20 protein-coding genes are annotated in these 24,859 nt (G+C 71.1%); 6 read left to right on the top strand and 14 right to left on the bottom strand.

The window, feature by feature from the left end:
- The first annotated feature begins 53 nt into the window (after positions 1 to 53).
- From WMF11_RS12155 to WMF11_RS12145, 3 genes are all read left to right on the top strand, one after another.
- Positions 54 to 3,449: a DNA methyltransferase gene (locus WMF11_RS12155; RefSeq protein ID WP_437977580.1), complete on the top strand. Its 3,396-nt coding sequence runs from the start codon at positions 54 to 56 to the stop codon at positions 3,447 to 3,449.
- Between the two features lie 293 nt (positions 3,450 to 3,742).
- Entirely contained in the window at positions 3,743 to 4,132 is a 390-nt protein-coding gene (locus WMF11_RS12150) for a hypothetical protein (RefSeq protein ID WP_437977579.1), read from the top strand.
- 3 nt (positions 4,133 to 4,135) lie between these two features.
- A complete protein-coding gene (locus tag WMF11_RS12145) occupies positions 4,136 to 4,780 on the top strand; it encodes a hypothetical protein (RefSeq protein WP_437977578.1) in 645 nt (214 codons plus the stop codon).
- 10 nt (positions 4,781 to 4,790) lie between these two features.
- Here the strand turns inward: WMF11_RS12145 and WMF11_RS12140 are convergent, their stop codons facing one another.
- On the bottom strand, positions 4,791 to 5,645 hold the full coding sequence (locus tag WMF11_RS12140) for a hypothetical protein (protein ID WP_437977577.1): 855 nt from the start codon (positions 5,643 to 5,645) through the stop codon (positions 4,791 to 4,793).
- Between the two features lie 18 nt (positions 5,646 to 5,663).
- Positions 5,664 to 6,161 carry a hypothetical protein gene (locus WMF11_RS12135; protein ID WP_437977576.1) on the bottom strand — a complete coding sequence of 166 codons (498 nt, stop codon included), beginning with the start codon at positions 6,159 to 6,161 and terminating at the stop codon, positions 5,664 to 5,666.
- A gap of 881 nt (positions 6,162 to 7,042) precedes the next feature.
- Between WMF11_RS12135 and WMF11_RS12130 the strand changes: the two genes are divergently transcribed.
- Entirely contained in the window at positions 7,043 to 8,164 is a 1,122-nt protein-coding gene (locus WMF11_RS12130; RefSeq protein ID WP_437977575.1) for a hypothetical protein, read from the top strand.
- A 197-nt stretch (positions 8,165 to 8,361) separates the two neighbouring features.
- Here WMF11_RS12130 and WMF11_RS12125 read toward each other — a convergent pair whose 3' ends face one another.
- Entirely contained in the window at positions 8,362 to 9,060 is a 699-nt protein-coding gene (locus WMF11_RS12125; protein WP_437977574.1) for an alpha/beta hydrolase family protein, read from the bottom strand.
- Between the two features lie 84 nt (positions 9,061 to 9,144).
- Here WMF11_RS12125 and WMF11_RS12120 point away from each other — a divergent pair, with 84 nt between their 5' ends.
- Positions 9,145 to 9,465, top strand: a complete 321-nt coding sequence (locus WMF11_RS12120; RefSeq protein WP_437977573.1) for a hypothetical protein — start codon at positions 9,145 to 9,147, stop codon at positions 9,463 to 9,465.
- 380 nt (positions 9,466 to 9,845) lie between these two features.
- The gene (locus WMF11_RS12115; protein WP_437977572.1) at positions 9,846 to 11,189 is read left to right on the top strand and encodes an endo-1,4-beta-xylanase; all 1,344 of its coding nucleotides are present in this window, start codon (positions 9,846 to 9,848) and stop codon (positions 11,187 to 11,189) included.
- 390 nt (positions 11,190 to 11,579) lie between these two features.
- On the opposite strand, the gene WMF11_RS12110 is transcribed toward WMF11_RS12115, so the two are convergent.
- The 11 genes from WMF11_RS12110 to WMF11_RS12060 all read right to left on the bottom strand — a co-directional run bounded on the left by WMF11_RS12110 (position 11,580) and on the right by WMF11_RS12060 (position 24,321).
- Positions 11,580 to 12,755 carry a hypothetical protein gene (locus WMF11_RS12110; protein WP_437977571.1) on the bottom strand — a complete coding sequence of 392 codons (1,176 nt, stop codon included), beginning with the start codon at positions 12,753 to 12,755 and terminating at the stop codon, positions 11,580 to 11,582.
- 156 nt (positions 12,756 to 12,911) lie between these two features.
- Positions 12,912 to 14,153: a FecR domain-containing protein gene (locus tag WMF11_RS12105; RefSeq protein WP_437977570.1), complete on the bottom strand. Its 1,242-nt coding sequence runs from the start codon at positions 14,151 to 14,153 to the stop codon at positions 12,912 to 12,914.
- On the bottom strand, positions 14,150 to 14,842 hold the full coding sequence (locus WMF11_RS12100) for an RNA polymerase sigma factor (protein WP_437908557.1): 693 nt from the start codon (positions 14,840 to 14,842) through the stop codon (positions 14,150 to 14,152). The genes WMF11_RS12105 and WMF11_RS12100 overlap by 4 nt, the downstream gene beginning before the upstream one ends.
- Before the next feature lie 88 nt (positions 14,843 to 14,930).
- Positions 14,931 to 16,052, bottom strand: coding sequence for a hypothetical protein (locus WMF11_RS12095; RefSeq protein WP_437977569.1), 1,122 nt, complete (start codon positions 16,050 to 16,052; stop codon positions 14,931 to 14,933).
- A 52-nt stretch (positions 16,053 to 16,104) separates the two neighbouring features.
- Complete coding sequence (locus tag WMF11_RS12090) at positions 16,105 to 17,673, bottom strand: serine/threonine-protein kinase (RefSeq protein ID WP_437977568.1); 1,569 nt, start codon at positions 17,671 to 17,673, stop codon at positions 16,105 to 16,107.
- Positions 17,674 to 17,784: 111 nt separating this feature from the next.
- Positions 17,785 to 19,146 carry a formylglycine-generating enzyme family protein gene (locus WMF11_RS12085; protein ID WP_437977567.1) on the bottom strand — a complete coding sequence of 454 codons (1,362 nt, stop codon included), beginning with the start codon at positions 19,144 to 19,146 and terminating at the stop codon, positions 17,785 to 17,787.
- A gap of 210 nt (positions 19,147 to 19,356) precedes the next feature.
- Entirely contained in the window at positions 19,357 to 20,520 is a 1,164-nt protein-coding gene (locus tag WMF11_RS12080; RefSeq protein WP_437977566.1) for an NAD(P)/FAD-dependent oxidoreductase, read from the bottom strand.
- Positions 20,517 to 21,251, bottom strand: a complete 735-nt coding sequence (locus WMF11_RS12075; RefSeq protein WP_437977565.1) for a methyltransferase domain-containing protein — start codon at positions 21,249 to 21,251, stop codon at positions 20,517 to 20,519. The genes WMF11_RS12080 and WMF11_RS12075 overlap by 4 nt, the downstream gene beginning before the upstream one ends.
- 4 nt (positions 21,252 to 21,255) lie before the next feature.
- Positions 21,256 to 22,371, bottom strand: coding sequence for a type III polyketide synthase (locus WMF11_RS12070; protein ID WP_437977564.1), 1,116 nt, complete (start codon positions 22,369 to 22,371; stop codon positions 21,256 to 21,258).
- A 217-nt stretch (positions 22,372 to 22,588) separates the two neighbouring features.
- Positions 22,589 to 22,981 (bottom strand): hypothetical protein, encoded by a 393-nt coding sequence (locus tag WMF11_RS12065; RefSeq protein ID WP_437977563.1) that lies wholly within the window; start codon positions 22,979 to 22,981, stop codon positions 22,589 to 22,591.
- Positions 22,982 to 23,139: 158 nt separating this feature from the next.
- The gene (locus WMF11_RS12060) at positions 23,140 to 24,321 is read right to left on the bottom strand and encodes a hypothetical protein (protein WP_437977562.1); all 1,182 of its coding nucleotides are present in this window, start codon (positions 24,319 to 24,321) and stop codon (positions 23,140 to 23,142) included.
- Positions 24,322 to 24,859: the final 538 nt, after the last annotated feature.

Raw genomic sequence — 24,859 nt, 5'->3', positions numbered from 1 at the left:
GGTAGAACCTGCAGCAAAGCGCGCCGCGCTCGCGTACACTCCGGGCGCTCGGCATGGATCAGCCCGTCCCCGGGGACAGCAGGGCGCAGCAGGCAGACGTCGCGGGCGCGCTCGCGGAGCGGGCCTTCGACGCGCTCGGCGTCCTGCTCCGCGGCTTCGAGGACGCGGCCGAGCGCGACGAGACGGGCGCGCTCGAGGACGCGCTCGCCCGCGGCCCGGAGCACCTCCACGGCGGCCTGCTCACCGCGATCCTCCGGCTCGTGTTCCTGCTGCACGCCGAGGACCGCGGGCTCCTGCCGGCCTCGGACCCGTACTACGCGGCGCACCTGGGCGTGCGCCCGCTGTTCCAGCTGCTCGCGGCGGAGCGCGGCGCGCGCCCGGGCGCACTGCCGCGGCGCTTCGGGGCGTGGCCGCGGCTCGTCGCGCTGTTCCGCGCCGTGTTCCACGGGCTCCGCTGCCCCGAGCTGACCCTGCCTGCGCGGGGAGGGCAGCTCTTCGACCCCGAGCGATACCCGTTCCTGGAGCACGCGGGGCCGGCGGCACACGCGGGGCCGCCAGAGGACCGCGCGAAGCCGACGAAGCACGCGTCGCCGGACGACCCCGCGGCGCCGCGCGCGCCGTCGATTGACGACGGCACGGTGCACGCGGTGCTCGAGCGGCTCCTCGTGCTCGACGGGCGCCCGCTGTCGTACCGGGCGATCGACGTCGAGCAGCTCGGCGGCCTCTACGAGGCGCTCATGGGCTACCGGGTCGAGCGCGCGGCCGGGCCGACGGTGTGCCTCCGGCCCGACAGGGTCTGGGTGGGCGCGGCCGAGGCGCTCGCGCAGCCGACGGCGCGGCGGGCGGCGTGGCTCGCCGAGCGGGCGGGCATCTCGCGGCGGGAGGCGGCGAGGCTCGGGGGGGCGCTCGTCGCCGCCGAGACCGCGGCCAGCGTCCTCGAGGCGCTCGGACCGCTGCGCGCCAGGGACACCGACGTGCTCGGGGCGGGGCGGCTGTTCCTCCAGCCGATCGCCGAGCGGCGGCGGACGAGCTCGCATTACACCCCGAGGAGCCTGTCCGCGCCGATCGTCGCGCGGACGCTCGAGCCGCTGCTCCGGCAGCTGGGCGAGGAGCCCGCGTCCGAGGCGCTCCTCCGGCTCGCGATCTGCGATCCGGCGATGGGCTCCGGCGCGTTCCTCATGGAGGCGTGCCGGTACCTGGCCGACCAGGTGGTGGCCGCCTGGACGCGCGAGGCCGCGCGCGGCGACGCGGCGGCGGCGGCGCGGCTCGCCCTGCCGGGCGAGGGCGCCGTGAGCCAAGCGCGGCGGCTCGTCGCGCGGCGCTGCCTCTACGGCGCCGACAAGAACCCCTTCGCGGTGAGCCTGGCGAGGCTGTCGCTCTGGCTCGTGACGCGCGCGCAGGACGAGCCGTTCACGTTCGTCGATCACGCCCTCCGGCACGGCGACTCGCTCGTCGGCCTCGACCTCGCCCAGCTGCGCGGCTTCCACTGGAAGCCCGCGGCGCCGGCGCCGCCGTTGTGCGAGGCGATCGACGCCGCGGTGGCGCGGGCGCTCGAGCTGCGGCGGCGGCTCGCCGAGGAGGCGGACCATCCGGCGAGCCTGCGAGACCCGGGAGGGAGGGACGTCCCGGAAGGCGGCGGCGCGCAGTTCCCGGCGAGCCTGCGAAACCCCGGTGGGCCGGGCGTCCCGGAAGGCTACGACAGCGACGCTGCGCGCCGGCGAGCGCGGCTCGCTGAGGAGGCGGACGAGGCGATCGCCCGGGCGCGGCTGCTCGGCGACCTCGTCGTGGGGGCGTTCTTCGCGCACGAGAAGGACCGTGATCGGCTGAAGGAGCGCGATCGGCGGGCCGAGCTCGCGATCGCATGGCTCCGAGGCGGCGGTCCGCCTTCGGAAGAGCTCCTGTCGATGCAGCGGGCGCTCCGCGAGGGGGCGCCCGGGGGGCCGCCGCCATTGCCTGCGTTCCACTGGCCGCTGGAGCTCCCGGAGGTGTTCCAGGGGCCGCGTCCGGACGAGCCCGGCAGCACCCGCGATCCGCGGCCGGCGCGGCTCGGCGCGTTCGTCGGGAACCCGCCGTTCCTGGGCGGGAAGCGGATCTCGACGGATCACGGCGAGCGCTACGCCGCGTGGCTCGAGCAGCTGCACGGCGCCACGAAGAACACCGATCTGGCGGCCCACTTCTTCCGCCGCGCGGCCGCGCTGCTCGGGCGCCGCGGGACGGTGGGGCTCATCGCCACGAACACGATAGCTCAGGGCGACACCCGGCGTTCGGGCCTCAGGCCGCTCGTCGAGGCGGGGGGCGCGGTCATCTACCACGCCGTGCGCAGCGTCCCGTGGCCGGGAGACGCCGCGGTCCACGTCGCCGTCGTCCACCTCGCGCTGGGCATGTCGCCGGGCGACGGCCTGCCGCCGCCGCGGCTCGACGGCGTGCCCGTGAGCCACATCAACTCGCACCTGCGCGCGATGCCCGAGCGCCCCGACCCGCGCCCGCTCGGGGCCAGCCGGGATCTGTGCTTCATCGGCTGCTTCCTCCGGGGCGACGGCTTCGTCCTGACCGACGGCGAGGCGCGGGCGCTCCTCGCGGCCGATCCTGCGGCCGGCGAGGTGCTCCGCCCGTTCCTCGGCGGCGAGGAGGTCAACTCGTCCCCTTCGCACAGCCCGCACCGCCACGTGATCGACTTCGGCGAGCGCGGGCTCGAGGAGGCCGGCCGGTGGCCCGCGCTGCTCTCGATCGTGCGGACCCGGGTGAAGCCGGCGCGGGATCGCCTGAAGGGCACCGGCATCGACGCGGGCCACCGGGCGCGCTGGTGGCAGTTCGCCAACACGCGGCCCGAGCTCCGGCGCAAGATCGCGCCGCTCGAGCGGTGCCTCGTCGCGGCGCGGGTGACGAAGCACCTGTGCTTCGCCTTCCAGCCCGCGGGCCGGACGTTCTCGGACCAGCTGTGTGTGTTCGCGATCGACGACCATGCGCGCTTCGCCGTCCTCCAGTCGCGCGCGCACGAGACGTGGGCACGGCTGCTCTCCTCGACGATGGGAGAGGGCCTCCGGTACGCGCCGTCGGACTGCGTGGAGACGTTCCCCTTCCCTCGCCCGGCGCACCTCGCCGAGGGCGGCCGCGTCGAGGCCGCCGGCGAGCGCCTCTACGCGGCCCGCTCGCGGTGGATGCTGGCGTCGCGGCTGGGGCTGACGGAGACGTACAACCTCATCAAGAACCCAAGGTGCAAGGACCCGAGCATCGTCGAGCTGCGCGCCCTCCACGAGGAGATGGACCGAGCCGTCCTGGCGGCCTACGGCTTCGACGGCATAGAGGTCCCCCCGTACGCGGAGCCCGCGACGCCGGGAGAGCGTCAGGCGCGGAGCGCGTTCGAGGACGCGCTGATCGACCGGCTGTTCGCGCTGAACGAGGCGCGCGCCGGGGAGGAGGAGCAGGCTGGAGCAGAGGGCGGGTCGTGACGGAGAACGCCAAGAAAACGGGGTATGCCATGCGTGTTCTCGGAGCGACGCTCCTGCTCGTCCCTGCCTTTGGCGCTGGCGTACTGGTCGGCAGATCCCTCCTGGACCGGAGGCCGCCAGCGAAGGAGAAGGGAGCGGATCCTGCCTCGGATCCCTCCGTGCGGAGAGACCGGAGAGCGCTCGCCGCATGTCGAGAAGAACAGGCAGCCCGTTCGGAGCCGCGAGCGACCGCCTCGGCGGCCGAGGCTCCTCCGGGGGAAGAGAGACAAGACACTCCCGAACGAGCGGCCACCGTGGATGAGCTCGAGGTGGAGCTGAAACGGTGCAGAAAAAGCGAAATCCTTGTCGACGCTGAGCTTTGCATCGCCGCGGCTCGCCAGTTCAAAGCGCTGATGGCTTTGCCCAAGGACGGGTTGATGTGCGGGCCGAAGTCCAGGTCTGCCGATCTCATCGAGAAGAACTTCGAGAGCTGCGCGGCGCTTTCGGACGTTCCCGCGGATTATCGCTCGAACGATCTGACGAAGGAAGAATCGAGCCTCATCGCGGAAGCGATCCGGGTTCGTGAGACGCTCACCGAAGACGAGCTGCTCCGCAGCCTGAAAGAGTTCGTCTGGACGTGCACGGAGACGCCCCCGAAGCTGCCTTCGATGCCGAAGCAGGCACCGAAGCCTCAGGGAGATTGACGCATGAGCGAACGCCCCAAGAGCGCTGGCCTCATGGTTCGTCTCCTCATCGCGGTGGCCGTGCTCGGCCTCGTCTTTGGTGGCGGCGTGCTGGTCGGCTGGGCGACGCGGGAGCGCAGACCTCCGGCCATGGACAAGAGCGCGGCGTCCATCCCTGAGGCGGAGGTGAAGCGAGAGCTCGGCGCGTGCCGGCGAGAGCTGAAAGCGCTCTCGAAACCCCGATCCACCCCGCCGGCGGCGGCGACCCCTCCTACGGGAGAAACGGACGACGCCGGGTTGGAGCAAGCAGCCAAGGTCGAGGCACTACGAAAGGAGGTAAAAGAATGCAGAGGACGAGAGACCTTGGCCAATGCCTACGTGTGCGGCGCGATCGGCGACCACCTGAATTTCCTGTTCGTCTTGACATACAGCGCGTCATGCGTGGACGAGGGTGGAGTTGGCGAGCTCATGGTGAACAGCTTCGAAAAGTGCGCCGAATTCACAGATCTTCCAGCACACCTGAACGAAGACGATCTGACGCAAGAAGAGAAATTTAGACTCTCCGAATCAAAACTTAACCGCGAAGTCAGGACGAGGAACAGCTTGATCCGGGACGTGCAAGAGATGCACCGCAGGTGCCGCAAACGATTCGGGCTGCCCGATGAATGAACGGACGTGTTCATAACGTCATCTCCCAGGCCGTCTGGGTGGGGGGAGCGGCTTCGATGGGTGAACGGACCAAGTCGAAGGAAGGCCGGTGCGTTTGCGTGTCGCGCGCGTGGTCGTCCAGCTTGTCGAGCGCGAAGGTCAAGGCGCCCCAGAGCCGCCACCGAACGGGTGCCGGGCCGCCAGAAAACTCGATGGGTGAGCGGAGCTCTAACCCGATCGCGACTTTATGATTCCATATCGCCAGATCGCTAACCCGGACCGAAAGAGAAGGAACGGCGTTGACGACAGCATTCTTGCCGCCGACCATGATCCCCCAATTCGCTTGCGCGTGCTTGTGATGACGAGCATAGAACCGCACACCTCCGAGATACGCGATCGAAAGGGGAACGTGGGAGGACTGCGGCATGATGGCCGCTGAGGCTGCCCCCGTGAGCTGGATCAGCGGCAGCGAGGTCCCCCAGAAATTTACATGGCCCGCGGTGGCGGGCGCGCCGGTGATGACACCGCTCACGGGTTCGCTCGGCCTCTGTGAGCCCTGCCCCTTGGCGGCCATTTGCAGAAGCCACCCGCCGCGCCGGTTGTCGAAGAGAGGTACCCCCACGCTGATGCTCGCTTCGCCAACCCCGAGAGGGAACACGCGCATCCCGCTGGCGCAAGGAGAGTATCGTATCTGCCTGTACGAAAAGCGTGTCGTGGCGAGGAGCGGAATTCCCGCGACGCGTTCTCTCACCTGGACCTGCCCACCGCCCCAGAACCCGTTGAACGGCTCGGGGGCCGTGCAGGGGCCCTCGTGGGCGAAGACCTTCGAGGGTCGGACGAAGGCGGAGGCCACGAGGATGGCGGTCGCGAGGATGCGCGCAGGCATGACCATCATTACCCCCCATCACTCCTCGGGGATGAGCTCCACATCCTCCAGGGGGTGAGCCGCTGGCTGCCCCCTCGGCGGGCAGACCACGAAGCTCAGCCCCGCGTACACGGGCTGTCCATCGGACCCAAACTCTTTGATGACGTCGGGGGGTTCAACGATCGCACAGAACCCCGATTCGAAGAAGGTAAAGTCCTCAGTGCACCAATTCTGGGGCTCCAACATCAGAACAACATACTCCGAATAGGCAGCGCTTCTTGTCCGAACTTCGTCGCACTGAGGGCCATACCAACCTCTTCCGTGGAGGAGCGGCCTCGTAGTGTAATCCCACCCCTGGCAGCATTCGAACAAGCACTCCACGGGGATGCAGTGCTGATCGAACCAGTTCCTGACGATGGGCTGCGCCCTCTGCGGGTCATCGCCGAACGTGCAGCCCTCGAGGGCGAGCGCCGCGGCAGCAGCGGTGATGACCGTGGATGCCGGCCGAACCGCCGTCCAAGTGATCCAGGCAGCCACCCGGTTCCTCAATTCATGGCGCCACATGAGAAAATCTCCTCGAGGGGACGACACGCTGGACCTTGGCGTACGTCGCGAAGGACCTCTCAACGCATACGGCAAGCGCCGGCCCCCCAGAAAGGCCCCTCCCAGACATAAACGACTGGCTCGGTCGCGGCAACGTTTGCGGCAGGTCTCGTCGAGCTCCTCAGCGACATTGCTGTCGAAGCCGAGGCACATTTCGGGACGAGCTCGCGCCGTCACGCGCCGCCGCGTCGGCCGCCACGCTCTCGGCAGCGCCGCCCTACCTCGCGGCCTGTGAAGCACAGACGGGGGTCGTGCATCACAGCCGCTCGTCTCAAAAATTTCGCCCAGATGGAATCCTGCATTGCGAATTCCGGCGTATCCGGCCGCCCGTTCCGACCTGGCCCGGCCACCTTCTTGTGGCCCCCCCTCCAGATCGAAATTCAACTCTTCGGCAACATGTCGATACCCTCCGAGGAGAGCTTCAATTCTTCCGCCAGACCCGGCGCGTCGAAGTCTGACGCTGTGTGCCAAATGCAAGCCCTTCGAGAGCTCACGAAACCGCGTAGCACGCTTCCGGCGCCCGCACTCCCGACCGTTCCGCTATCACCTCCTTCTTTCGCCCACACCACACGCACCCGCAGTCACACGTGCGCATAGCTGCGCCCAAGACACCGCGAAGGGTCGATCGCCACGCGCCTATCGCTGCTCGCGCCTGTCCGGCCGGTTGAGCATGGGGCGACTCTCACGCCGGAGCTGTCGCACAGGGAGATCGCGCGGGTGGGGCTGGAAATCAAGCAGCCTGTAGCGCTTCGGGTGGAGAGCCTCCCCCATTTTGGCTCTCCGGCCAGGCGCGGGGAGTGGTAGTCTCAGGGATCATGACAAGACTTCATTTCGCGACGCGTTGCTGCGCTGTGCTCGCAGCGCTCTGGCTTCCCGTGATCGCCTGTTCATCGGGCGGTAACGGCAACACCACGGGGAATGGCGCGGTCGGCCAGGGCGCCGGCGGCGGCAGCGTCAGCAGCGTCAGCAGCACCAGCACCGGCGACGATATCGGCGGCGAGATCGGGCTGACGAGCACGGGGCCGGGCGGCGACCCGCCGCCCGACGCCGGTCACCAGACGACCTGCGACGACGCCGGCAACTGCACCTGCATCAACATCGCGTCGATCGGCCGCGAAGGCGTCTGGGGCCCGTGCAGCAGCGACAGCACCACGGCGCTCCAGGATTGGCTCAACACGCAGAGCACGGCCCAGGTCGACAACTACAACCGGGAGAAGCCCACGCTCACGGCGGAGTTTCTCGCCAAGTACGACGTGATCCTCCTCCAGTGGATGGTGACGAAGGGCGCCCAGAACGACGACGGGGAACCGTGGCAGTTCTCGCCGGACGAGGTGAACGCGCTCAAGGACTGGGTCAACAACGGCGGCGGCCTCATCGCGCTGAGCGGTTATCAGTGCAATGGACAGGGATGCACCATCCACGACATCACGGCGACCAACCAGCTCCTCTCGTTCACCGACATCCAGTTCAATGCCGACGGTCTGATCGACCCTGCGCAGAGCGGCTGCGCGAACTGCAACTGCTGGGGCGGCTCGCTGCCGCTCGGAGGCGATCTCCCCGTAGCCGTGGGCACCTGGAACCAGGATACGCCGCTCGGCAGGAACATCCAGAGCGTGGGCGCCTACATCGCGCGCTCGATCAAATCGACGACCGCGACCGTCGACAGCACCGATGGCAGGAACAACTTCGCGGTGCACGAGGAGATCGGCAAGGGCCATGTCGTCGCGTTCGGCGACGAGTGGGTGACCTACTCGGGCCAGTGGCGCGGGACGGCCGCGTGCCTCAATCCGCAGATGTACACGGACCCGAACAGCCCCTGCTACGAGAGATCCGCGGCGCAGGTCTTCCAGATCTCGCAGTTCTGGTACAACGCGATCAAGTACGCGGCGTCGTCCGTCGAGTGCTTCACGATCGAGGACCCGGCCATCATCAATTGACGCCGCGCCGCGCGCGCGACGACGGCGGCTCATCGAGCGCGCCGCTCGTCGCGGACGGCCCGATCACACGGCGTGGAGCGTCCTCTTGAGCCCATGGCGCGGCCACCATAGGCGTTCACCACGCTTCTGGCCGCGTTCTCCTGCATCCAAACGTTTACGCGGTCGTGGCCGGCGCGCCGTGCGGCGGGCCCTCGCCGTCACGGCGCCTTCGGGCGCGCGGCGAGGACCCGCGCCTTCAGCCAACCGTCGATCGCCAGGTCGATCTCCTCGAGCCCGCTCTCCCTGGTCCGCCCCGCGGACTTGAGGAGATCGAGCGAGTGGTCGCCGCCCTCGATGACGTGCAGGCTGGCCCGCTGCCCGAGGCGCTTCAGGACGGGCCGGAGGAGCGCGAGATCACACAGCGGGTCGCGCGTGCCCTGAAGGAACAGGAGCGGCGCGGGGATCGCGGGCAGGTGCGCGTCCCGGAGCGGGGAGCGCTTGCCCGCGGGGTGGAGCGGATAGCCGAGGAACAGCAGCCCGTCCGCGCGGACGCCGCGGGCCGCGAGGAGCGACGCGATCCGCCCGCCCATCGATTTGCCGCCGATCACGAGGCGCTCCGGCCCGTCCTCGAGCACCCTCTCGATCGCCGCCTCGAACGCCTTCTCGAGGAGCGGCTGCCGATCGGGCGCCTTCCGGCCGAGCTCCTTGTAGACGAAATTGAAGCGGAGCACGGTGTGCCCGCGCGCCAGAAGCCGCCCGGCGACGTCGACGACGAGCGGCGCGTTCATGTCGTTGCCGGCGCCATGGCCAAGGACGACGGCCACGCCGGAGCGCTTCGCCCGCGTCCTCGGGACGTGGATCACGCCCGAGACAGGGCTGCTATCGACGATCGGGATCGAGATGGAACGCTCGGCCATGAGGCCCATCCATGCCATGGACCGGCACCGCTCGTCGAGGTGCACGCCGGTCGGACGCCGTGCCCCGCTGGGACAGCCTGCGGCGTGAGCGTCGCCGCGGACATGGCCTCCCCGCCGGAGGGGTGGTCCTTCAATGGAGACGCCTTCTGGGACGCCGACAGGCTGTCTGGCGTGCTCACCGACGCCAGACACGAACAGGCTGGCACCATCATCTACTGGCGTCCACTCGCCGCCGACGCCTTCACCGCGACGTTCGAGTTCCGCCTCGGCGACGGCGACGGGATGGGGTTCATGCTCCAGACGACAGGAGAGACGGCCGTGGGCGAGCCCGGCACGGGAGACGCCACCGCGCGCCAGGAGATCCGGAATGTGAGGATCACTTTCCCCTCTCCCCGCTGCCTCTGAACGCCGGCGCCAGAGGACGTTTCGCCGCGCGATCGTCGAGGTCTGCGGCGACCTCCTGCTCGTTCCGGGGAGCAGGTGCGCCCCAGCAGCAGGTGCACCCCAGGAGCAGGGCGAGCCGCGTGTGGGGCGCCCTACCGACTCGGTCTCGGGCGCACATTATCCCCATGTCAAAATTCTCAAACGGCCCTGGAATTCCCTTCCGGAGCCCCTTATCCTTCGGGTCCGCCTCGTGAAGCTGTATGCTTGGGAGACAGCGGCCCGATATACTGCCGGTTCGGCACCACCTCGGGTGCCGCCCGCGCGCGACCGTGGACCCGCGGATGATCAAGGCACCAGGTCGCGTAAGTTAGTAAATACATTTTACTTTGGAGCATGCGAGCATGAGATCAGCACCCTTTACACTTCTCCTCTCGGCGTTCCTGTGTGCAGCCGGCTGCTCGGACAGCGGTGAGGGCAATGGAGACGAGACGAGCGGCAGCGGCGGCGCGACCGGCGCCACCAGCGGCGGCACGACGAGCGGCACCCCCAGCGGCGCGACGACCGGCACCGGCGAGACGACGAGCGCCAGCAGCGGCGCGACGACCGGCAGCGGCGAGACGACGAGCGCCAGCAACGGCGCGACGAGCGGCACCGGCGGCGGCGCGACCACCGGCGGCGGCGCCGGCGGCGAGGGCACGGGCGGCAGCGATGGTACGGGCGGCGGCGCCAGCGCCAGAGTCCCCGCGGCGAGCGCCAGCACGCTGAGGGAGGCCGGTGAGAAGGCGAACCCCCCGCTGCTGATCGGAGCGGCCATCTCCAACGGTGGTCTCGGTAACAACGACTACAAGCGCGTCGCCGCCGCCGAGCACAACTACGTGACGGCGGAGAACGAGATGAAGTGGGACGCGCTCGAGCCCAGCGCGGGGAATTTCAGCTGGGGCTCCGCGGACACCATCGTGAACTGGGCGCGCCAGAACAACATGAAGGTCAAGGGCCACACCCTGGTGTGGCACAGCCAGCTGCCCGGCTGGATGAGCTCGATGACCGGGAAGGCCAACGTCGAGGCGGCCATGCGCAGGCACATCGTCCAGGTGATGGGGCACTTCAAGGACCGGCTCGACCACTGGGACGTCGTCAACGAGGCCGTCCAGACCGACAGCGACACCGGGGTCGGCAATCCTCGCATGAGGCCCACGGTGTTCTACAACCAGATCGGGGCGGACTACATCGACCTCGCCTTCCGGATCGCGAGAGAGCAGGATCCGAAGGCCAAGCTCTATTACAACGATTACAGCATCGACGCGCGCAACGACAAGGTCGAGTTCGTCTACAACATGATCAAGGGCATGGTCGATCGGGGGGTCCCGATCGATGGCGTCGGGTTCCAGATGCACATCGGTCCGCCGAACAACGAGGCCACTGGCGCGGATGTGGCGGCGAACTTTAAGCGCTTCACCGACCTGGGCCTGGAGGTGCTGATCTCCGAGATGGACATCAACCGCTGCGGCGGCGTGGTCACGGCGGACGAGCAGCTCACGTACTACCACGACATCGTCGCGGCCTGCTTCAAGGAGCCCAAGTGCACCGCCATCACCTTCTGGGGGATCAACGACGGCAGGTCGTGGCTCAACAGCTGGAGCGGGGCGCTGTGCAACGGGCAAAGCTCGCAGTCGCTGCTCTTCAACGACCAGTACGGGAAGAAGGAGACCTACAACAGGGTGATGAACGCCCTGCTGGGCAAGTAGCGTCCTCCGCGAGCGCGGCGGCCACGGCGCCGGGGCCACCAGGTCACATTGTCAGAGAAAAATTGAACAGGGAGGCGGGGAGACGGGGAGATTGATGGGATTTTACTCCCCGTCTCCCCGCCTCCCTGTGAATCTCCCCGAACAACTCGGGGGGATCGAGCCCTACGCCTCGCGACCTGAAGAGATCCGCGATCTGGCCACGGCCGTCCTCGCGACGAAGCCCGACGAGCTGACCTGCGACGAATGGCTGGAACACGCCGTCACGCCAGGAGCCCGGGCCTCTCGCGCTGCGGGCTCCCCTCCGGCGACTGGATGCGAGGACCATGACCTCGCTCGTCAGCACCTCCCTGGCGCCGGCGCGCCGGCGCGCCGGAGCCAGGGATCACCGGCTCACTGCGGGATCACGATCTGCTGGCACACCCCGCTAGCGCACACGTCGCTGTCCGAGCAGCAGTCCGTGCTGGTCGTGCACGCCTCACCCGACTCCTTGCATTCCCCGCCTCCACCCGGATCCTCACCTGCATCGCTGCCCCCGCCGCCGCCGGCGGGCGGGTCGTCGCCCTCACACGTCGGCGTGTCGCACGGCCCCCGCGTCACGGTGACCGTGTCCGACGGGTACTTGCTCGGAGAGGCGTGCACGTAGCTGATGGTCGCGTCGCCGAAGCCCGCCGCGCCGAACGCCGAGGCGCTCACCCACACGTCGTAGACAACGCGGTAATCCCAGTTCGGCGTCTCCGGATTGGGGGTGAAGTTCTCGTCCGTCTCCGGGGAGTCTTCGAGGTACGCGCCGTACCCGCACGCGTTGAGATCGCGGTCGAGCGAGGTGGTCGCCGCGACGACGGCGCCGGCGTCTCCGAGGAGCATCTTGCCCTCTCCGCCGACCACGCCGAGCGACGCATAACCGGAGGGGCTCGCCTCGTCGACCGAGATGTAGTCGACGTAGAAGTCGAGCACGAGCTCTCCCTCCCCGTTCGTCAGCTGGAACTGGGCCTTGTCGCTGCCCACGAGATCCTTGAACGTGTGGCCCCCGTGCCCCTTCGGCTTCGGCGCGTCACCGGGCTTCGGCGCGTCACCGGGCTTCGGCCCGCCGGGCTGCGGGCCGCCAGGCTGCGCGCCGCCGGGCTCCTCGCCGTCGCCCCACCCGATGGCCGTCTCGCCATACGTGTTGTCGACGAACGCGGGGTTGAGCGTCAGCCGCACGTGCACGAGCTCCTCGCTCTCGGCGATCTCGACGACCCGCTCGACGAAGGCCACCGGGGTCGTCGAGTCATTGTTCGTGTAATAGCAGTCGACCTGCGCGGTCCCGCCCACCGGGACCCCCCGCGCGCTCGCGCCGCACGACAGCGGATCGAGGTCCGCGGTGATGGAATCGCCGGCGCCCGACATGCCGGATCCCGGGAAGCTCGGCGCCGGCGCGCTGCCCTCGCCGTCCGAAGGGACGCAGTCTTCCCCGGAGATGATGCGGCCGTCCGCGTCTCCTGTGCCCGATAGGGAACAGCCCGCGCCGAAGGCCGCGAGCGACAACAGCCCACCACAGAACCACCCTGTCAACGCGAAAGAACGCATCGGGATCCTCCCAATTGGAAAGAAAGCACGACCTGGAGCGCAGCCGGCGAACCCGATCGCCGGCGCGATGATCTCCTCGATGAAGTGAAGGTCGCCGGAGGCGCCGGGAGCAGGCAGGGTTTCGTCAAAAATCGACACCGCCCCGCGCGCGGGCGCTCAGGGGCGAGCGCCGCCGGGGCGGGAGGCGGACGTGGCCTCCTCGCGCCCGAAGCCCTGCGGGTAGTCCTTGAGGTACCGGCGCGCCTCGGCCGCCGTCCGGTCCTTGTCGCCGAGCATCTCGATCGCGCGCAGGCGTTCCACGCGGGCGATCTCGGCCAGCGGCGAGTCCGGGTAGCGGCCGAGGAGGAGATCGAGCCGCTCGATCGCCCGCCTCGGCTGCCCGCGCCGCCGCGCCGCCATCGCGCCCTGGAGCAGCTCGTTCTCGGCCGTGAGCGAGGCGCGCGACGGGGCCTGGCGCGCGTCGCGCGGCGCGCGCGGCTCCCCCGCGCCGCCCTCGCCTGCCCCGTCGCCCCTGCCGCCCTCGCCGGCGGCGCTGTCCTGTCCGGGGTCGCGAGGCGGCGCCGGCGCGTCGCCCGGGCGTCCCTCGGCGGCCCGGTCCGACCGGCGCTCCTCGTCGCGGGACGACCACGTCTCGCCTGGGCTCAGGAAGCGCTCGACCTCGCCGCGGTGCACGGCGACCCGCCCTTCCACGACCGACACGCGCGTCTCGGCCGGCTCTCCCGCGGTATCGGGCCGCCGCTCGACGGAGAAGCGCGTCCCGTGCACCGTGACCACGGCGTCCGACGTGCGCACCGACAGGCTCGTGCCTGCCGGGAGCGGCGGCACGTCGACGGCGATCCTGCCCTGCTCGAGGGCGACGACGTCACCTGCGCGGTCGCGCCCGGCGCCCACCGGCGCGAACCTCACGCGCGTCGAGGGCCCGACCTCGACGGTGGCGCCCGTCGCGAGCGACGCCTTCGCCCGCGCGCCCTCGCCGGTCCGGAGCTCCTCGTCGCTCGCGAGCGGCACGAGGGCGAGCGACGGCGGCGAGCGGGTCGCGCCCCCGGCCGCGATCTCGACCGAGCCCTGGAGCGCCGTCACCTGCGCCGCGGCGGGCGGGGCGTCGCGCGGCCGGACCACGACGAAGACGCCGGCAGCCGCCGCGGTCAGGGCGGCCGCCAGCGCCGCCGCGCCCAGGGCGGCCCGCTTCCGCCGGGAGGCGCGGGCGCGCCGCTCCGCCGCGTCGGCGACGAGCTGGTCGATGCGGCCGGCGATCCGCTGCTGGAGGTACCTCGCCTGGATCCTGGGCAGCGGCGGCACCGGCTGCTCGACCAGCGCCCGCAGCGAGGCCTCCACGCCGTCCACGCCAGCCGCCGCGGCGCGATCCTCCGGGGTGGTGTCAACGTCGTCCTGCTTCATCGTGGCTCCTCGGGTCCAGCGGGGTCGCGTCGCGCCGCCGCCTCGGGTTCAAAGCGCGCCTGGAGCTCCCGCCGCCCCCGCGACAGCCGCGACTGGGCCGCGGCCACGGAAACACCGGTCAAGTCAGCGATTTCCTTGAGAGAATAGCCCATGGCGTGGAGCAGCAGCGCGGTCGCGCGGTCGCCGTCCATCGCGGCGAGGTGCCGGCGCAGGGCCTCGAGATCGCGCTGCGCGCTCACCTCGCGCTCGGGATCGGCGCCCTGCGAGGGCGGCTCGGGCCCGGCGCCAGGCTCCGGCGACCCCGGCGTGCGATCGATGACCTTCCGCTCGCGCCGGCGGGCGCGCAGCGCGCTCAGCCCGACGTGGCAGGCGATGACGGACGCCCAGCCCGCCAGGCTGCACTCCCCCGCGAACCGCTGTTTGGTAAGTGTGCTCACGATCTGCTCGAACGCGCCCTGCACGAGGTCGGCGTGGTCCTGCTCGCGGCAACCCAGGATCCGGTACAGGGTCCGGTCGACGGCCGGCAGCAGGTGCTCGTAGAGCCGCAGGCCGATCCCTCGTTCACCGCGCTGGAAGGCGAGCAGGATCTCCTCGTCGCTGGCGGGCGCGGGCGAGGGCTCGCCCCCGGCGCCCTGGCTGGAGACGAGCCTGAGCCGGCGGCTGGGGGGGTGGGGCTCGGCGGTTCCCATGCTCAAGGACAGTAGCCGGTCCGCCCGAAAGCAGGCTGAACGGCGGAGGATCTTCCTCGCTCCCGCCGCCGAGGCGCTGCGGCCAGCGTCAGAAGCCCCCTCTCGCGCCGAGGACTGCCCCCGCCGGCCCTGCCTCCAGCACCCCTGCGCTGACCCACGTCCGGCGCCCGCTGGACGCCGCGCCGGTGTGCTTCGGCTCGGTCAAGTACAGCACCGCCGCCGCCCCGAGCCCGGCCAGCCCCACCCCGAAGGCGACGGTGCTGACCTGGGCCATCGTGATCGCGCTGTTCCCGGCGTCGACCCCTGCCGCGTCGCAGTCGCCCGGGTCCTTGAACCCGATTTTGCTGCCACAGTGCTCGGCGATCACACCTTTCTCGCCGAACACGAGCGCGCCCATGACGCCGCCGAGCACGAGCCCCGCCGCCCCGAGCCCGCCCGCCACGTAGACGGCCGTCCGGCGGGCTGCCGGGGCCGCCGGCACGTCCGGCCCGACCGGGGCAGGCGCCGGCGCGATCCTGGCCATGGCAGGCGCCGGCGCGGCTCGGGGCGCGGCCGGCGGCGGGGCGGCCGTCGGCGGCGCGGGGGCGCCGGGAGCCGGCGTTCCGTTCAGCTCCAGCGTCAGCTTCCTTGTCTCGCCCTCGGCGATCGTGATGCGTCGTTCCCGGGCGGGCCCTCCCGGGGCCTCGATCGACAGCACATGCTCTCCCGGGTCCACGGGCAAGGGAATGCCGAGCGCGGCCTCGCCAAGCACGAGGCCGTCGCGCCTCACCACGGTCCCGGCCGGTGCTCCCGGCGGCAGCGAGAGCGCGAGCCGCGGGACGCGCGGCGACAGCTGGTCGCGCCGCCGTCTGGCGAGCTTCGGCCGCTCGCCCTGACGGGCCCCCTGCGCGGGCGTCATTCGCTCGAACAGCGCGAGGTACTCCCCGAAGCGCGTCACCGCGGTGGCGATGCGGCCCCAGTCGGCCTCGCACGCCGCCAGCGTGAAGAGCGTGCCTGGCTGAGGATCGAGGCGCTCGCTCTCGGCCAGGGCCCCGCAGCCCGTCTCGTAGCGGCCTGCCTGCATGTCGGCCAGCCCTCGATTGAAGAGCTCCTCGGCGGCCGCGATGTCCCGCGCCGCTGCGGAGATGTCCTGCGCCGTCGCGGGAACAGAGAGGGAGAGCAGGCCGATGACGGCGAGGAGATGCGTTGAGCGGCGGAACCAACGGGGCATGCTCTGACACTCGGCAGGTAAGGAGACCTAGAGGTGCGGGCGGAGATGCAGGTCAATACCGCCCGTAGGGGGAAGTCGATGCCGGCTTCGACGGGGGCTGCTTCTTGTCGCTCGGAGATGGCCTGGCTCCGGTCGGCGCCTTCGGGCGGAGCGCGGTGGGAGCGGGGGTCGTGGAGGCCGGCACCACCGCCGGAGGCGGCACACGCGGCGCCGCGGCGCTCGGTGCCGCCGCCGCGGAGGGCAGCGCCGGTGCCGTGGCGCTCGACGCCGGCACGGCGGCGCTCGGGTCCGGCGCGGCAGCGCTGGACGCCGGCGTGGCGGGGGTCGGCTCTGCTGGTGCCTTCTTTTCCGGCGTCGCCCGTCCTGGCTCACGCGCTGCCGCATTCGCGCTCGCGGAGGCGGCGTCCGTCGCCGCCGCCGGCTCGTCCCCGCGGCCGGCGCGCAGCGCGAGCCCGGCGCCCAGCACGCCGAGCCCCAGCACGCCGAGCCCCAGCACGGTGAGCGGCCCGCGGCCGGGTCGTTGCGGTCGTGCCGGCGCGGCGGCCACCGCGGCGCCGGTCGACGTCCCCGCGAGCCCCAGGCCGGAGGAGCGCGCGTCAGGCTCCTGGCCCGGGCTCCTCGCCGGCGCGGGCTCGGTCGTCATCAGGGCGGCGATGGGAGGCATCGGCACGGTGGTGGCGGGGTAGACACCCGGCGAGGACGGCGCGCTCGGGAAGGTCCCCCGGTTCCCGGCCGCCGGAACGCCGAGCACCTCGCCGAGGGCCTGCACCGCCTCCATGGCCCGGCCGAACCGGGCCGCCGGATCGGGCGCCGTTGCGCGGGCGAACCACGCGTCGAAGCCCGGCGGCAACACAACGCCTTGCGAGCGCGCCCGCTGCACCGCCGGCTCCTGCGGGCCGCGGGCGGCCACCATCGCGAACGCGAACACGCCGTCGGCGCTGCTCGCCTCCGGCGTCCAGTACGGGGTGCCCACGAGCAGCGTGTAGGCGATCATGCCGAGCGCAAAGATGTCCGCGGCGGCGGTGAGCTTCGTATCGCCGTGGAACTGCTCGGGAGCCATGTAGATCGGCGTGCCGATGCTGCCGGTGGCGCCGGCCCTTGTCGCGCCGTCGGCGACGAGCTTGGCGATGCCGAAGTCGAGGATCTTCACGCGGACCGAGCCGTCCTCCCGCTGCGTCAGGAAGAGGTTCGCGGGCTTGAGGTCGCGGTGCACGATGGACGCGGCGTGCGTGCGCTCGAGGGCCAGCGCCGTCTGGTAGACGTAGGTCATCACCTCGGCGGGCGGCAGGCGACCGGCGCGCGTGAGGCGCTCACCGAGCTCTTCGCCGCGGAGCAGCTCCATGACCAGGAACGGCATCCCGGTCGCCTCGTCGACGCCCGCGTCGAAGACGTCGACGATGTACTCGCTCTCGACCTTCGCCGTGATGCGCGCCTCGCGCTTGAAGCGCTCGCGCATCTCCTCGCTCTGGAAGAGGTGCGGGTGCATGACCTTGAGCGCCCGGTGGCGATCGGTCTCGAGGTGAATCACCTCGTGGACGGCCCCCATTCCGCCGGCGGCGATGAGTCGCACGACGCGGTAGCGGCGCGCGAAGACGGTCCCCTCCGCAAGTATGACCGACACGGCGGGAGGCTCTCGCGCCGGCCGGGCGGCGTCAAGGAGCCAGGCGGCGCGGGCGCCTCCGCCAGCGAGCCGCCATGCTCGCTGTCAAGGCAGGCGTGGAGGAGGCGATCGCTACCGCGTCTTCACGCACCGGGCCCCGACCACGTAGTGGCGTTCGGACGGGTACCCGCGGATGCGGCTCCAAGAGGGCAGGAACGTCGCCTCATCGAAATAGCCCCCGCCCCGGACCGCACGGGTCGAGGCGTCGGCCAAACTGGCACAATCATCGCATGGGCTGGGATAAGGTGCGTGCGAGTCCAGTACCCACTCCCACAGGTTTCCGCTCAGGTCCGCCTGCCCCCACTTCCCATCTCCCGCCGGCGACCGCGACCCGGCCGGCTGGATATCGCCGGGCTTACAATCGCCGGGCGCTGACCCGTCCCCAGTGCAGTGATACACCGCATGGCTCGGATCGGGCAGCGTCGAGCTTGCCGGCGTCGACCACGGGTACAGCCGCTGCTCGATCCCTCCGGCCGCCGCGTAGTTCCACTCCGCCTCTGTCGGCAGCCGGCCCCCATCCCACGCGCAGAACGCGAACGCCTCGTACCAGCTCAGGCAGTTCATCGGCAGGTGCTCGTTCCCGCCGGGCTCATCCGTCCAGGTCTGGTCGGACGACTTGCACCCCGCGACGGCGGCCTTCAACGCCGTCGCATCTGCAGGCAGATTGCTGTCCCAACCCGCATCCCAGCCGGTCCCCTCGATAAGCGGGTGCACCCCCTCTCCCGCCACAGGACGGCTCCCGGGATACGCCTCCACGAACCTCCGGAAACGCCCCACCGTCACCTCGAACCGATCCAGCGAGAACCCGCTCACCGTCGCTCGATACGCCGGATTGTTGTCCCGGTTGAAGGTGCCACCAGGCACCGCCTCGCTCGCGCAGCAGTCCTCGTCGCCCGCTGGCCCGCACGTCGTCGCCATCCCGACACAGCTCGGCGGTGTCGTCCTGCACGTCCCTCTGCTGCAAAGGGGCGCGGCCTCCTGGCACGGCGCCGCGTCCTGCCACTGCCCGCGCTCATCGCACTGCTGCGGCTGGTTCCCCCAGCAGCGAACGACTTCCGGGCGGCACTCCCCGATGCACGTCCCCTCCACGCATGCCTGCCCCTCGCACGCCGTCCCGCCCGGCGTGCACTCTGGGCCGCCTCCGTCTCCCCCGCGCCCGCCGGCGCCCGCGCCGCTGCCGGTCGTGCCGCCCCCCTCCCCGCCGGTCCCGCCGCCCGCGCCGCTGCCGGTCCCGCCGCCCGCGCCGCTGCCGGTCGTGCCGCCCCCCTCCCCGCCGGTTCCGCCGCCCGCCGCCCCGCCGGTCCCGCTCCCACCACTACCTCCTTCCGGCACACGATAGCTGTCCTCCAGCCCCGCCAACGTGGCACACCCGCCCGCCGTGAGCGCCCACGCCGCCCACAGCCATCTCGCGCGCTCGCTCTTCCTCTTCTCCATATCTTCCCCTAAGCCGCCGCGCAGCCGCTGTCCACCGCCGCGCGTGATCGGCTTTGCCCTGCTCCGCGAGCCGGCCTGCATGCGCTTCGCAGCGTGCGCGCTCCCCGCGCAGCGTCGATTGATCGAATGCACTGCTCGCGGAGCGCTCATGTCACTCGCGCCCGACCCCGACGTCGCCGCCTGGTGCGCAGCGCGATCGAGACCGGCTTCCTAGCGTGTCGCGCAGCGCGGCCCGAGCCCGCCCTGCAACGCGGCGACCGGCAGCCCTCCGCGCACGAGCGCCGCCTCGGACACGCGCGTGCGCCCGGCCACGGCCGCCATGAGGCCCGGGCAAAGGCGCGCCGCCGCGCCGAGCGCCGCCTGGGCGGGCCGCCGCACGAGGCCGTGAGAGAGGCCGGTCGCGAGCAGCACCTGCGCGAGCACGTCGCGCGAGAGCCGGCGCTGGAACGCCTCCGCGCTCGCCCCTTCGAGGTACGCCGTGGCCGCGAGCCGCGCGCTGTGCAGCGCGATCGACATGCCGTCTCCAGAGAAGGAGGGGATGACCGCCGCCTGATCGCCGAGGCGCCAACTCCCGTCCGCGCGGCGCTGGACATGGCCGTACGGGATCGCCGAGAGCGCGAGCGGCCGCTCCCGGCACGGCTCCGCGCCCGCGAGCCGCGCGTCGAGGTGCGGCGACCCCTCGCGCATCGCGCAAAGGAGGCGGTCCCAGCGCTGCCCGAGCGCGGCGAAGCGGCTCTTACGGACGAGGAGGCAGAGGTTCGCCCGGCCCCCCTCGACCGGCTGCAGACCGGCATAACCACCTTCGAACAGCACGAGCTCCACGTGCCTGTCGAGCTCCGCCGCCTGCCGCGGCGACAGCCGCCAGTGCAGCTTGAAGGCCACGAGATCGTCCTGCAGCCCAGAAGGCCGCCTCAGGCCCCGGACGTCGTGCTTGCCGGTCGCGAGGAACGCGGCGCGCGCCGCGATCGCGCTGCCGTCCTCGAGCCGCGCGCCCCAGCCCGCGCCCGCCCGCGTGAGCGCCTGGACCCGGACGCCCCGCCGGATCGAGGCGCCCGCCGCCGCGGCGCGCGCGAGCAGCGCCTCGTCGAGCACGCGGCGCGACAGGCTGAGCGCGGAGAACGGCAGCGCGGCGGCCGCGACCCGATCGCGCTCGACCAGGCGCACGGCCTCGATAGGCACCGCGCCGAGCGCCCGCAGATCGAGCCCGAACGAGGCAAGGTAGAGCGCGGCCTCGCGCGACAGGAACTCGCCGCAGACCTTGTCCGCCGGGCCGGCCTCGCGCTCGATCAGCGCGACCTCGCGCCCCGCCTGCGAGAGGAGCAGCGCGACCGCCGCCCCGGCCAGGCCTCCTCCGACGACGACAGCGTCGTTCACGGGACCTTGAACCTCCCGACGGTGAGCCGGAACGGCATCCACCATCGAACCTCGACGGCGCGCGGATCGAGCCCGGCCTCGGCGATGAGACGCCGCCAGTCGCTCGCCGAGAAGGCGCGGGCGATCGACACCGGGCCATCGTGCTGCACGAAGCGGTGCCAGCCCGCGAGGCGCGAGAGGTGGCGGAAGAAATGATACGGCAGCGGGTGGCGGTGCAGATCGTTGACGAACCAGCCGAGCCGCGCCTTCGCCTCCATCCAGGCGAGGAAACGGACGACCCCCGGATCGGGGAGATGATGCGTGAAGAGCGAGCTCAACACGACATCGATGCCGCCGGGCGGCTCGTACGCGAAGGCGTCGGCGGTGACCCAGGTGATCGGCCGGCCCGGCGGAGTCGCCTCGGCGGCCGACCGGCGCGACCACGGGTTGAGGTCGACGCCGGTGAGCGAGACGGCGATGCCGCGCTCTCTGGCCCACGCGTCGATCCGCCGCAGCATGTCGCCGTGGCCGCTGCCGACGTCGATCACCTCCAGCGGCCGGTTCTCGGGCAGACCGCGCAGGCCGCGCGCGACGAGGCGCTCGAGGAACGCAAACGTCGGCCGGTAAGCGAGCGTCAGCCGGTTGACCTGCGCCAGATCGACGAGGCAAGCGCGGAATTCCTCGAAGCCCACGGCCTGGGTATCCATCAGCTCGTCGAGCGTGGATCGACGCGAGAAGTCGAGGGCGCTCATCGGTCTAGGCCGTATGGAACAGCATCGTCTCGGCGGTCAAACCCGGACCGAACGACATGGCGCATCCGCGCATGCCCGGCCGCGCGCGAGCGACGATCGACTGGAGCACGAACATGAGGGTCGCCGAGGACATGTTGCCGAAGCGCGCGAGCACGTCGCGCGACGCCGCGAGCGCGACCGGCCCGAGCTCGAGCGCGTGCTCGACCGCGTCGAGCACCGACCGCCCGCCGGGGTGCACCGCCCAGAGGTCGATCTCGCCCGGCGCGGCGCCGTCGAGGATCGCACCCGCGGCGGCCTTGAGCCCCCGGTCGATCGCGCCCGGCACGCGGCCGGACAGGAACATCTCGAAGCCGAGGTCGCGGATGTTCCACGTGATGAGCTCGCGCGTCCCGGGCACCACGACGGCGTGGAGCCGGTCGAGCGCGAGCCCTGTCGGCTCGGCGCTGACCACGGCCGCGGCGCAGCCATCGCCGAACAGGAGGAACGACAGCATCTGATCCATGGCGATGGCCTCCTGCAGGTGCAGCGTGCACAGCTCGACGTTCACCACGAGCACGCGCGCCTCGGGCGCCGACCGCACGATATGCCGCGCGAGCTTCAGCGCGTTGATCGCCGCATAACACCCCATGAAGCCGATCATCGTGCGCTCGACCGATGGATCGAGGCCGAAGCGCTCGACGAGATCGAGGTCGATGCCCGGCGCGGAAAAGCCGGTGCACGACGTCACGATGACATGGGTGATCCGGCGCGCCGTGCTCCCGAGGTCGAGTCCGGAGACGGCCTGCGCGGCGAGCTCCGGCGCGTGCTTCTCGTACAAACGCATGCGGTCCGCGGTCGTCGGGAAGCTGCCGCGCAGGTAGAACCGCCCCGCGTCGATCGAGGCGCCGCCCACCTCGACGCTCGGGGCCAGCACGGAGAACCGGTGTGAAATCTGCGCCTTGTCCGCCATCCGCCCGAACAGCACGCGGCTGCGCTCGTCGCTGAACAGCGTGCTCGCGAAGCGGACAAAAGAGGAGTGCACGTCATGCGGCGGCACGGCCGTGGCAATGCGGTTGATGTAGGCGGTTGCCGGCGACCGTCCCTTTGCGGCCGAGCCTCGGCCGGCATCCTCGCCGTGCACCAGGCCTCCTCGTGAGTCGTTAAAATTGGTCACGCTCGCAAGGAGCAGGCATCGAGTATGCCACCTGCGGTGTTGCGCTGCCGACCGGCGGAGGGGGAACGTGGCGTCCGCGACGTCGACCCTGCGTGGCCGACGGAGACGTCGGCCGCTGTCATGGCGGCGCCGTCGTGAGCCCGTCTGCCGCCGTTCACGACGCCATGGTGCGCCCCGCTGCCTGTCAGCTCCCGAACGCCGCGAACCGCCCCGTCCGCGCCAGGATCACCTCGTCGAGCCAGCGCAGCAGACCCGCCAGCGGCGGCTGCTCCTGCGCCTCCCGGTGCCATCGTTGGATCTCGCGGCGCCCGGAAGGCGTCTCGATGTCGAAACCAACCTGCGTCTCCCCGGGGACGCCCATTCGCTTCGACGCCGCGTCCACCGTCGCGGCAGAGGCCAGCAATCCATCGAGCGCCGCCAGCTCCGACTCCGACAGGGGCTCCGGTCCCCGGTGGATCTCCTCCCCGAGCGCCTGGCCCGCGAGCGTCACGCTCCCCCTGGCGTCGACGCTCACCACCCACGCGCCGAACCGCCCGTTCGGGCCGTACGCCGCGCCGCCTCGGAAGACCATCCTCATGACGAGCATTGTGCCCCGTCGAGCCGAAGCTGAACAGCGTGGAGTCGACGGCGTCCCGGCGCCCCACGGCCAGTACCGGAGAGCACGTCGGCCTGATGGATCCGAGTCCTGCGTCCGCTCTCCCGGAGGCGGCCGCGGGACGGCCGCCTCCGGGCAGGTCAGCAGGCGTGGAACAGGTTCGCGAAGTAGGTCTGCGTGAACTGCGTGTCCACGAGAGACCCGCTCGCGTTGAAGCACCGGACACCGACGTCGAGCAGGTCCGGATCCGAGGCGGGAGTGCTCCAGCCGGTCACGTTGCAGTATTCGGGACCCGTGCCGTACGCGGTGGCCAGGGCCGCCCCGCTCGGGACCGCCGTGCCGCTGCCCATCTCCGGATACTTGATCAAGTAGCGCCCGGTCGAGAGCCGCTGCGCGGTGAGGATCTCCGTGATGTCGTTGCACTCGGACGTGATGCGGTGGTGCTGGAACGTGAGCGAGGGTGTGTAGCTCGTCGCGGTCGGGTCGTGCGCCCACACGAAGCCGCCGCTCTCGGTCGCTGCGTCACGCACGTCGCGGATGTACCTGAGCGAGAAGCGCGAGTCCGCCGGCGCGCCGCCCGGACCGAAGCAGCGCACCTCGACGTCCGTGTCCGTCCCCACCCGCTGCCATTCCGCCGTCTTGCAGTACTCGGCCCCGGTCCCATACGCCGTCACGAGCATGGAGCCGCCGTCCGACGCCTGCCCGGCGAGCGTGACGATGTAGCGGCCCGTGCGGGTCCGGTTGACGGTCGACGGCGCGCCCCACTGATACGTCGGCGAGGGGGTGAACACATCGGTGCTGGGCCGGTCTACCCACACATAGGCTCCGTCGCTTGAGACCGCCGTGCCCCCCGCGAAGCGAGCATACGAGACGATGAAGGGAGAGTTCGCCGCCTGGCCAGCCGCCGCGTGGCAACGGATGTTGACCTGGAGCGCCGCCCCGGCGGTCCCCCACGAGGCCACCTTGCACCGCTGGCCGTCTCCCCCCGCCGCGTTCACCTGGACGTTGCCGCCGCTTCCGCTCAGGCCATCGAACGTGGCCGTGTACACCCCGACGCCGGAGCTCACGACACGCGTCGCGCCCCCGGACGAGTTGAACGATCGCACCGGGACGAGCCCGGATCCGTTGTAGAAAGCCCAGCCGGCGGCGTCGCCCGAGCGCAGCGCTTCTTCGCTCGCATCAACGCTCTCGTCCGCGGGATCTTCCACCATGGGCTCCTCCGCCGGCGCGGCGGCGCACGCCGGCACGGCCGCCACGAGGAGCAGCGCGAGAACGGACCGGGGACCACGGCGGAGCGACTCGATCTTGAGATTCGTCTTCATGTGTTTCTCCATGGCTGCCATCGCGGCCTTCTCTGGCCGCACGACCCGAGGGCGGAGCTCCGCTGTCCAGACGACAGCTGCTCTGCCCTCCTCTACGTCGGGCGCCGTCCCCACCATTAGCAACGGGTGTACCAGCGCGATCGGGCCGAAAAGCCGGGGCATCGCGCCAGCCGTGAAGCGCCGTTGCGCGCGCCGCTGCGCAATTGCGCGGGCGCTCGCTCAACGCGCTCCATGTCGTTGCTCTCCCCGCCGCCCTGGCTGCCTGCAGCTACGTCGAGATCCCCCGCACGACCCTGCAGACGTCACGTTCGTAGGATGCTTTCCCCCCTTCGAGCCGCTTCCCGCGTTCTGCCCAGAACGAGCAACTCTTGCAGCCCGCCTCCCACGCCGCTGCGGTTCGTGATTTCGTGCTGAGCCATGGGTGCCTTCCTTTCGCCGAGCCTCGGGCTCGCCGGGAACGTAGGCTTCGTCGCAGCGCCGCGGGAGTAACAAAGCTGTCGCGATTCGCGATGCGCGCGATGTGAAGTAATGTAAAGGG

The sequence above is a fragment of the Sorangium sp. So ce295 genome (assembly GCF_051527405.1).
GTDB classification, from domain to species: Bacteria; Myxococcota_A; Polyangia; order Polyangiales; family Polyangiaceae; genus Sorangium; species Sorangium cellulosum_B.
Note: the sequence above shows the minus strand (reverse complement) of the source record. Positions and strands in the feature narration are given on the sequence as shown.

What these genes read in the sequence shown, in the direction of transcription:
- WMF11_RS12155 (WP_437977580.1), top strand. Translation starts at nt 54, where the DNA reads ATGGATCAGCCCGTCCCCGGGGACAGCAGGGCGCAGCAGGCAGACGTC.
- WMF11_RS12145 (WP_437977578.1), top strand. Translation starts at nt 4,136, where the DNA reads ATGAGCGAACGCCCCAAGAGCGCTGGCCTCATGGTTCGTCTCCTCATC.
- WMF11_RS12140 (WP_437977577.1), bottom strand. Translation starts at nt 5,645, where the DNA reads ATGCCTGCGCGCATCCTCGCGACCGCCATCCTCGTGGCCTCCGCCTTC.
- WMF11_RS12130 (WP_437977575.1), top strand. Translation starts at nt 7,043, where the DNA reads ATGACAAGACTTCATTTCGCGACGCGTTGCTGCGCTGTGCTCGCAGCG.
- WMF11_RS12125 (WP_437977574.1), bottom strand. Translation starts at nt 9,060, where the DNA reads ATGGCCGAGCGTTCCATCTCGATCCCGATCGTCGATAGCAGCCCTGTC.
- WMF11_RS12115 (WP_437977572.1), top strand. Translation starts at nt 9,846, where the DNA reads ATGAGATCAGCACCCTTTACACTTCTCCTCTCGGCGTTCCTGTGTGCA.
- WMF11_RS12110 (WP_437977571.1), bottom strand. Translation starts at nt 12,755, where the DNA reads ATGCGTTCTTTCGCGTTGACAGGGTGGTTCTGTGGTGGGCTGTTGTCG.
- WMF11_RS12105 (WP_437977570.1), bottom strand. Translation starts at nt 14,153, where the DNA reads ATGAAGCAGGACGACGTTGACACCACCCCGGAGGATCGCGCCGCGGCG.
- WMF11_RS12100 (WP_437908557.1), bottom strand. Translation starts at nt 14,842, where the DNA reads ATGGGAACCGCCGAGCCCCACCCCCCCAGCCGCCGGCTCAGGCTCGTC.
- WMF11_RS12095 (WP_437977569.1), bottom strand. Translation starts at nt 16,052, where the DNA reads ATGCCCCGTTGGTTCCGCCGCTCAACGCATCTCCTCGCCGTCATCGGC.
- WMF11_RS12085 (WP_437977567.1), bottom strand. Translation starts at nt 19,146, where the DNA reads ATGGAGAAGAGGAAGAGCGAGCGCGCGAGATGGCTGTGGGCGGCGTGG.
- WMF11_RS12075 (WP_437977565.1), bottom strand. Translation starts at nt 21,251, where the DNA reads ATGAGCGCCCTCGACTTCTCGCGTCGATCCACGCTCGACGAGCTGATG.
- WMF11_RS12065 (WP_437977563.1), bottom strand. Translation starts at nt 22,981, where the DNA reads ATGAGGATGGTCTTCCGAGGCGGCGCGGCGTACGGCCCGAACGGGCGG.
- WMF11_RS12060 (WP_437977562.1), bottom strand. Translation starts at nt 24,321, where the DNA reads ATGAAGACGAATCTCAAGATCGAGTCGCTCCGCCGTGGTCCCCGGTCC.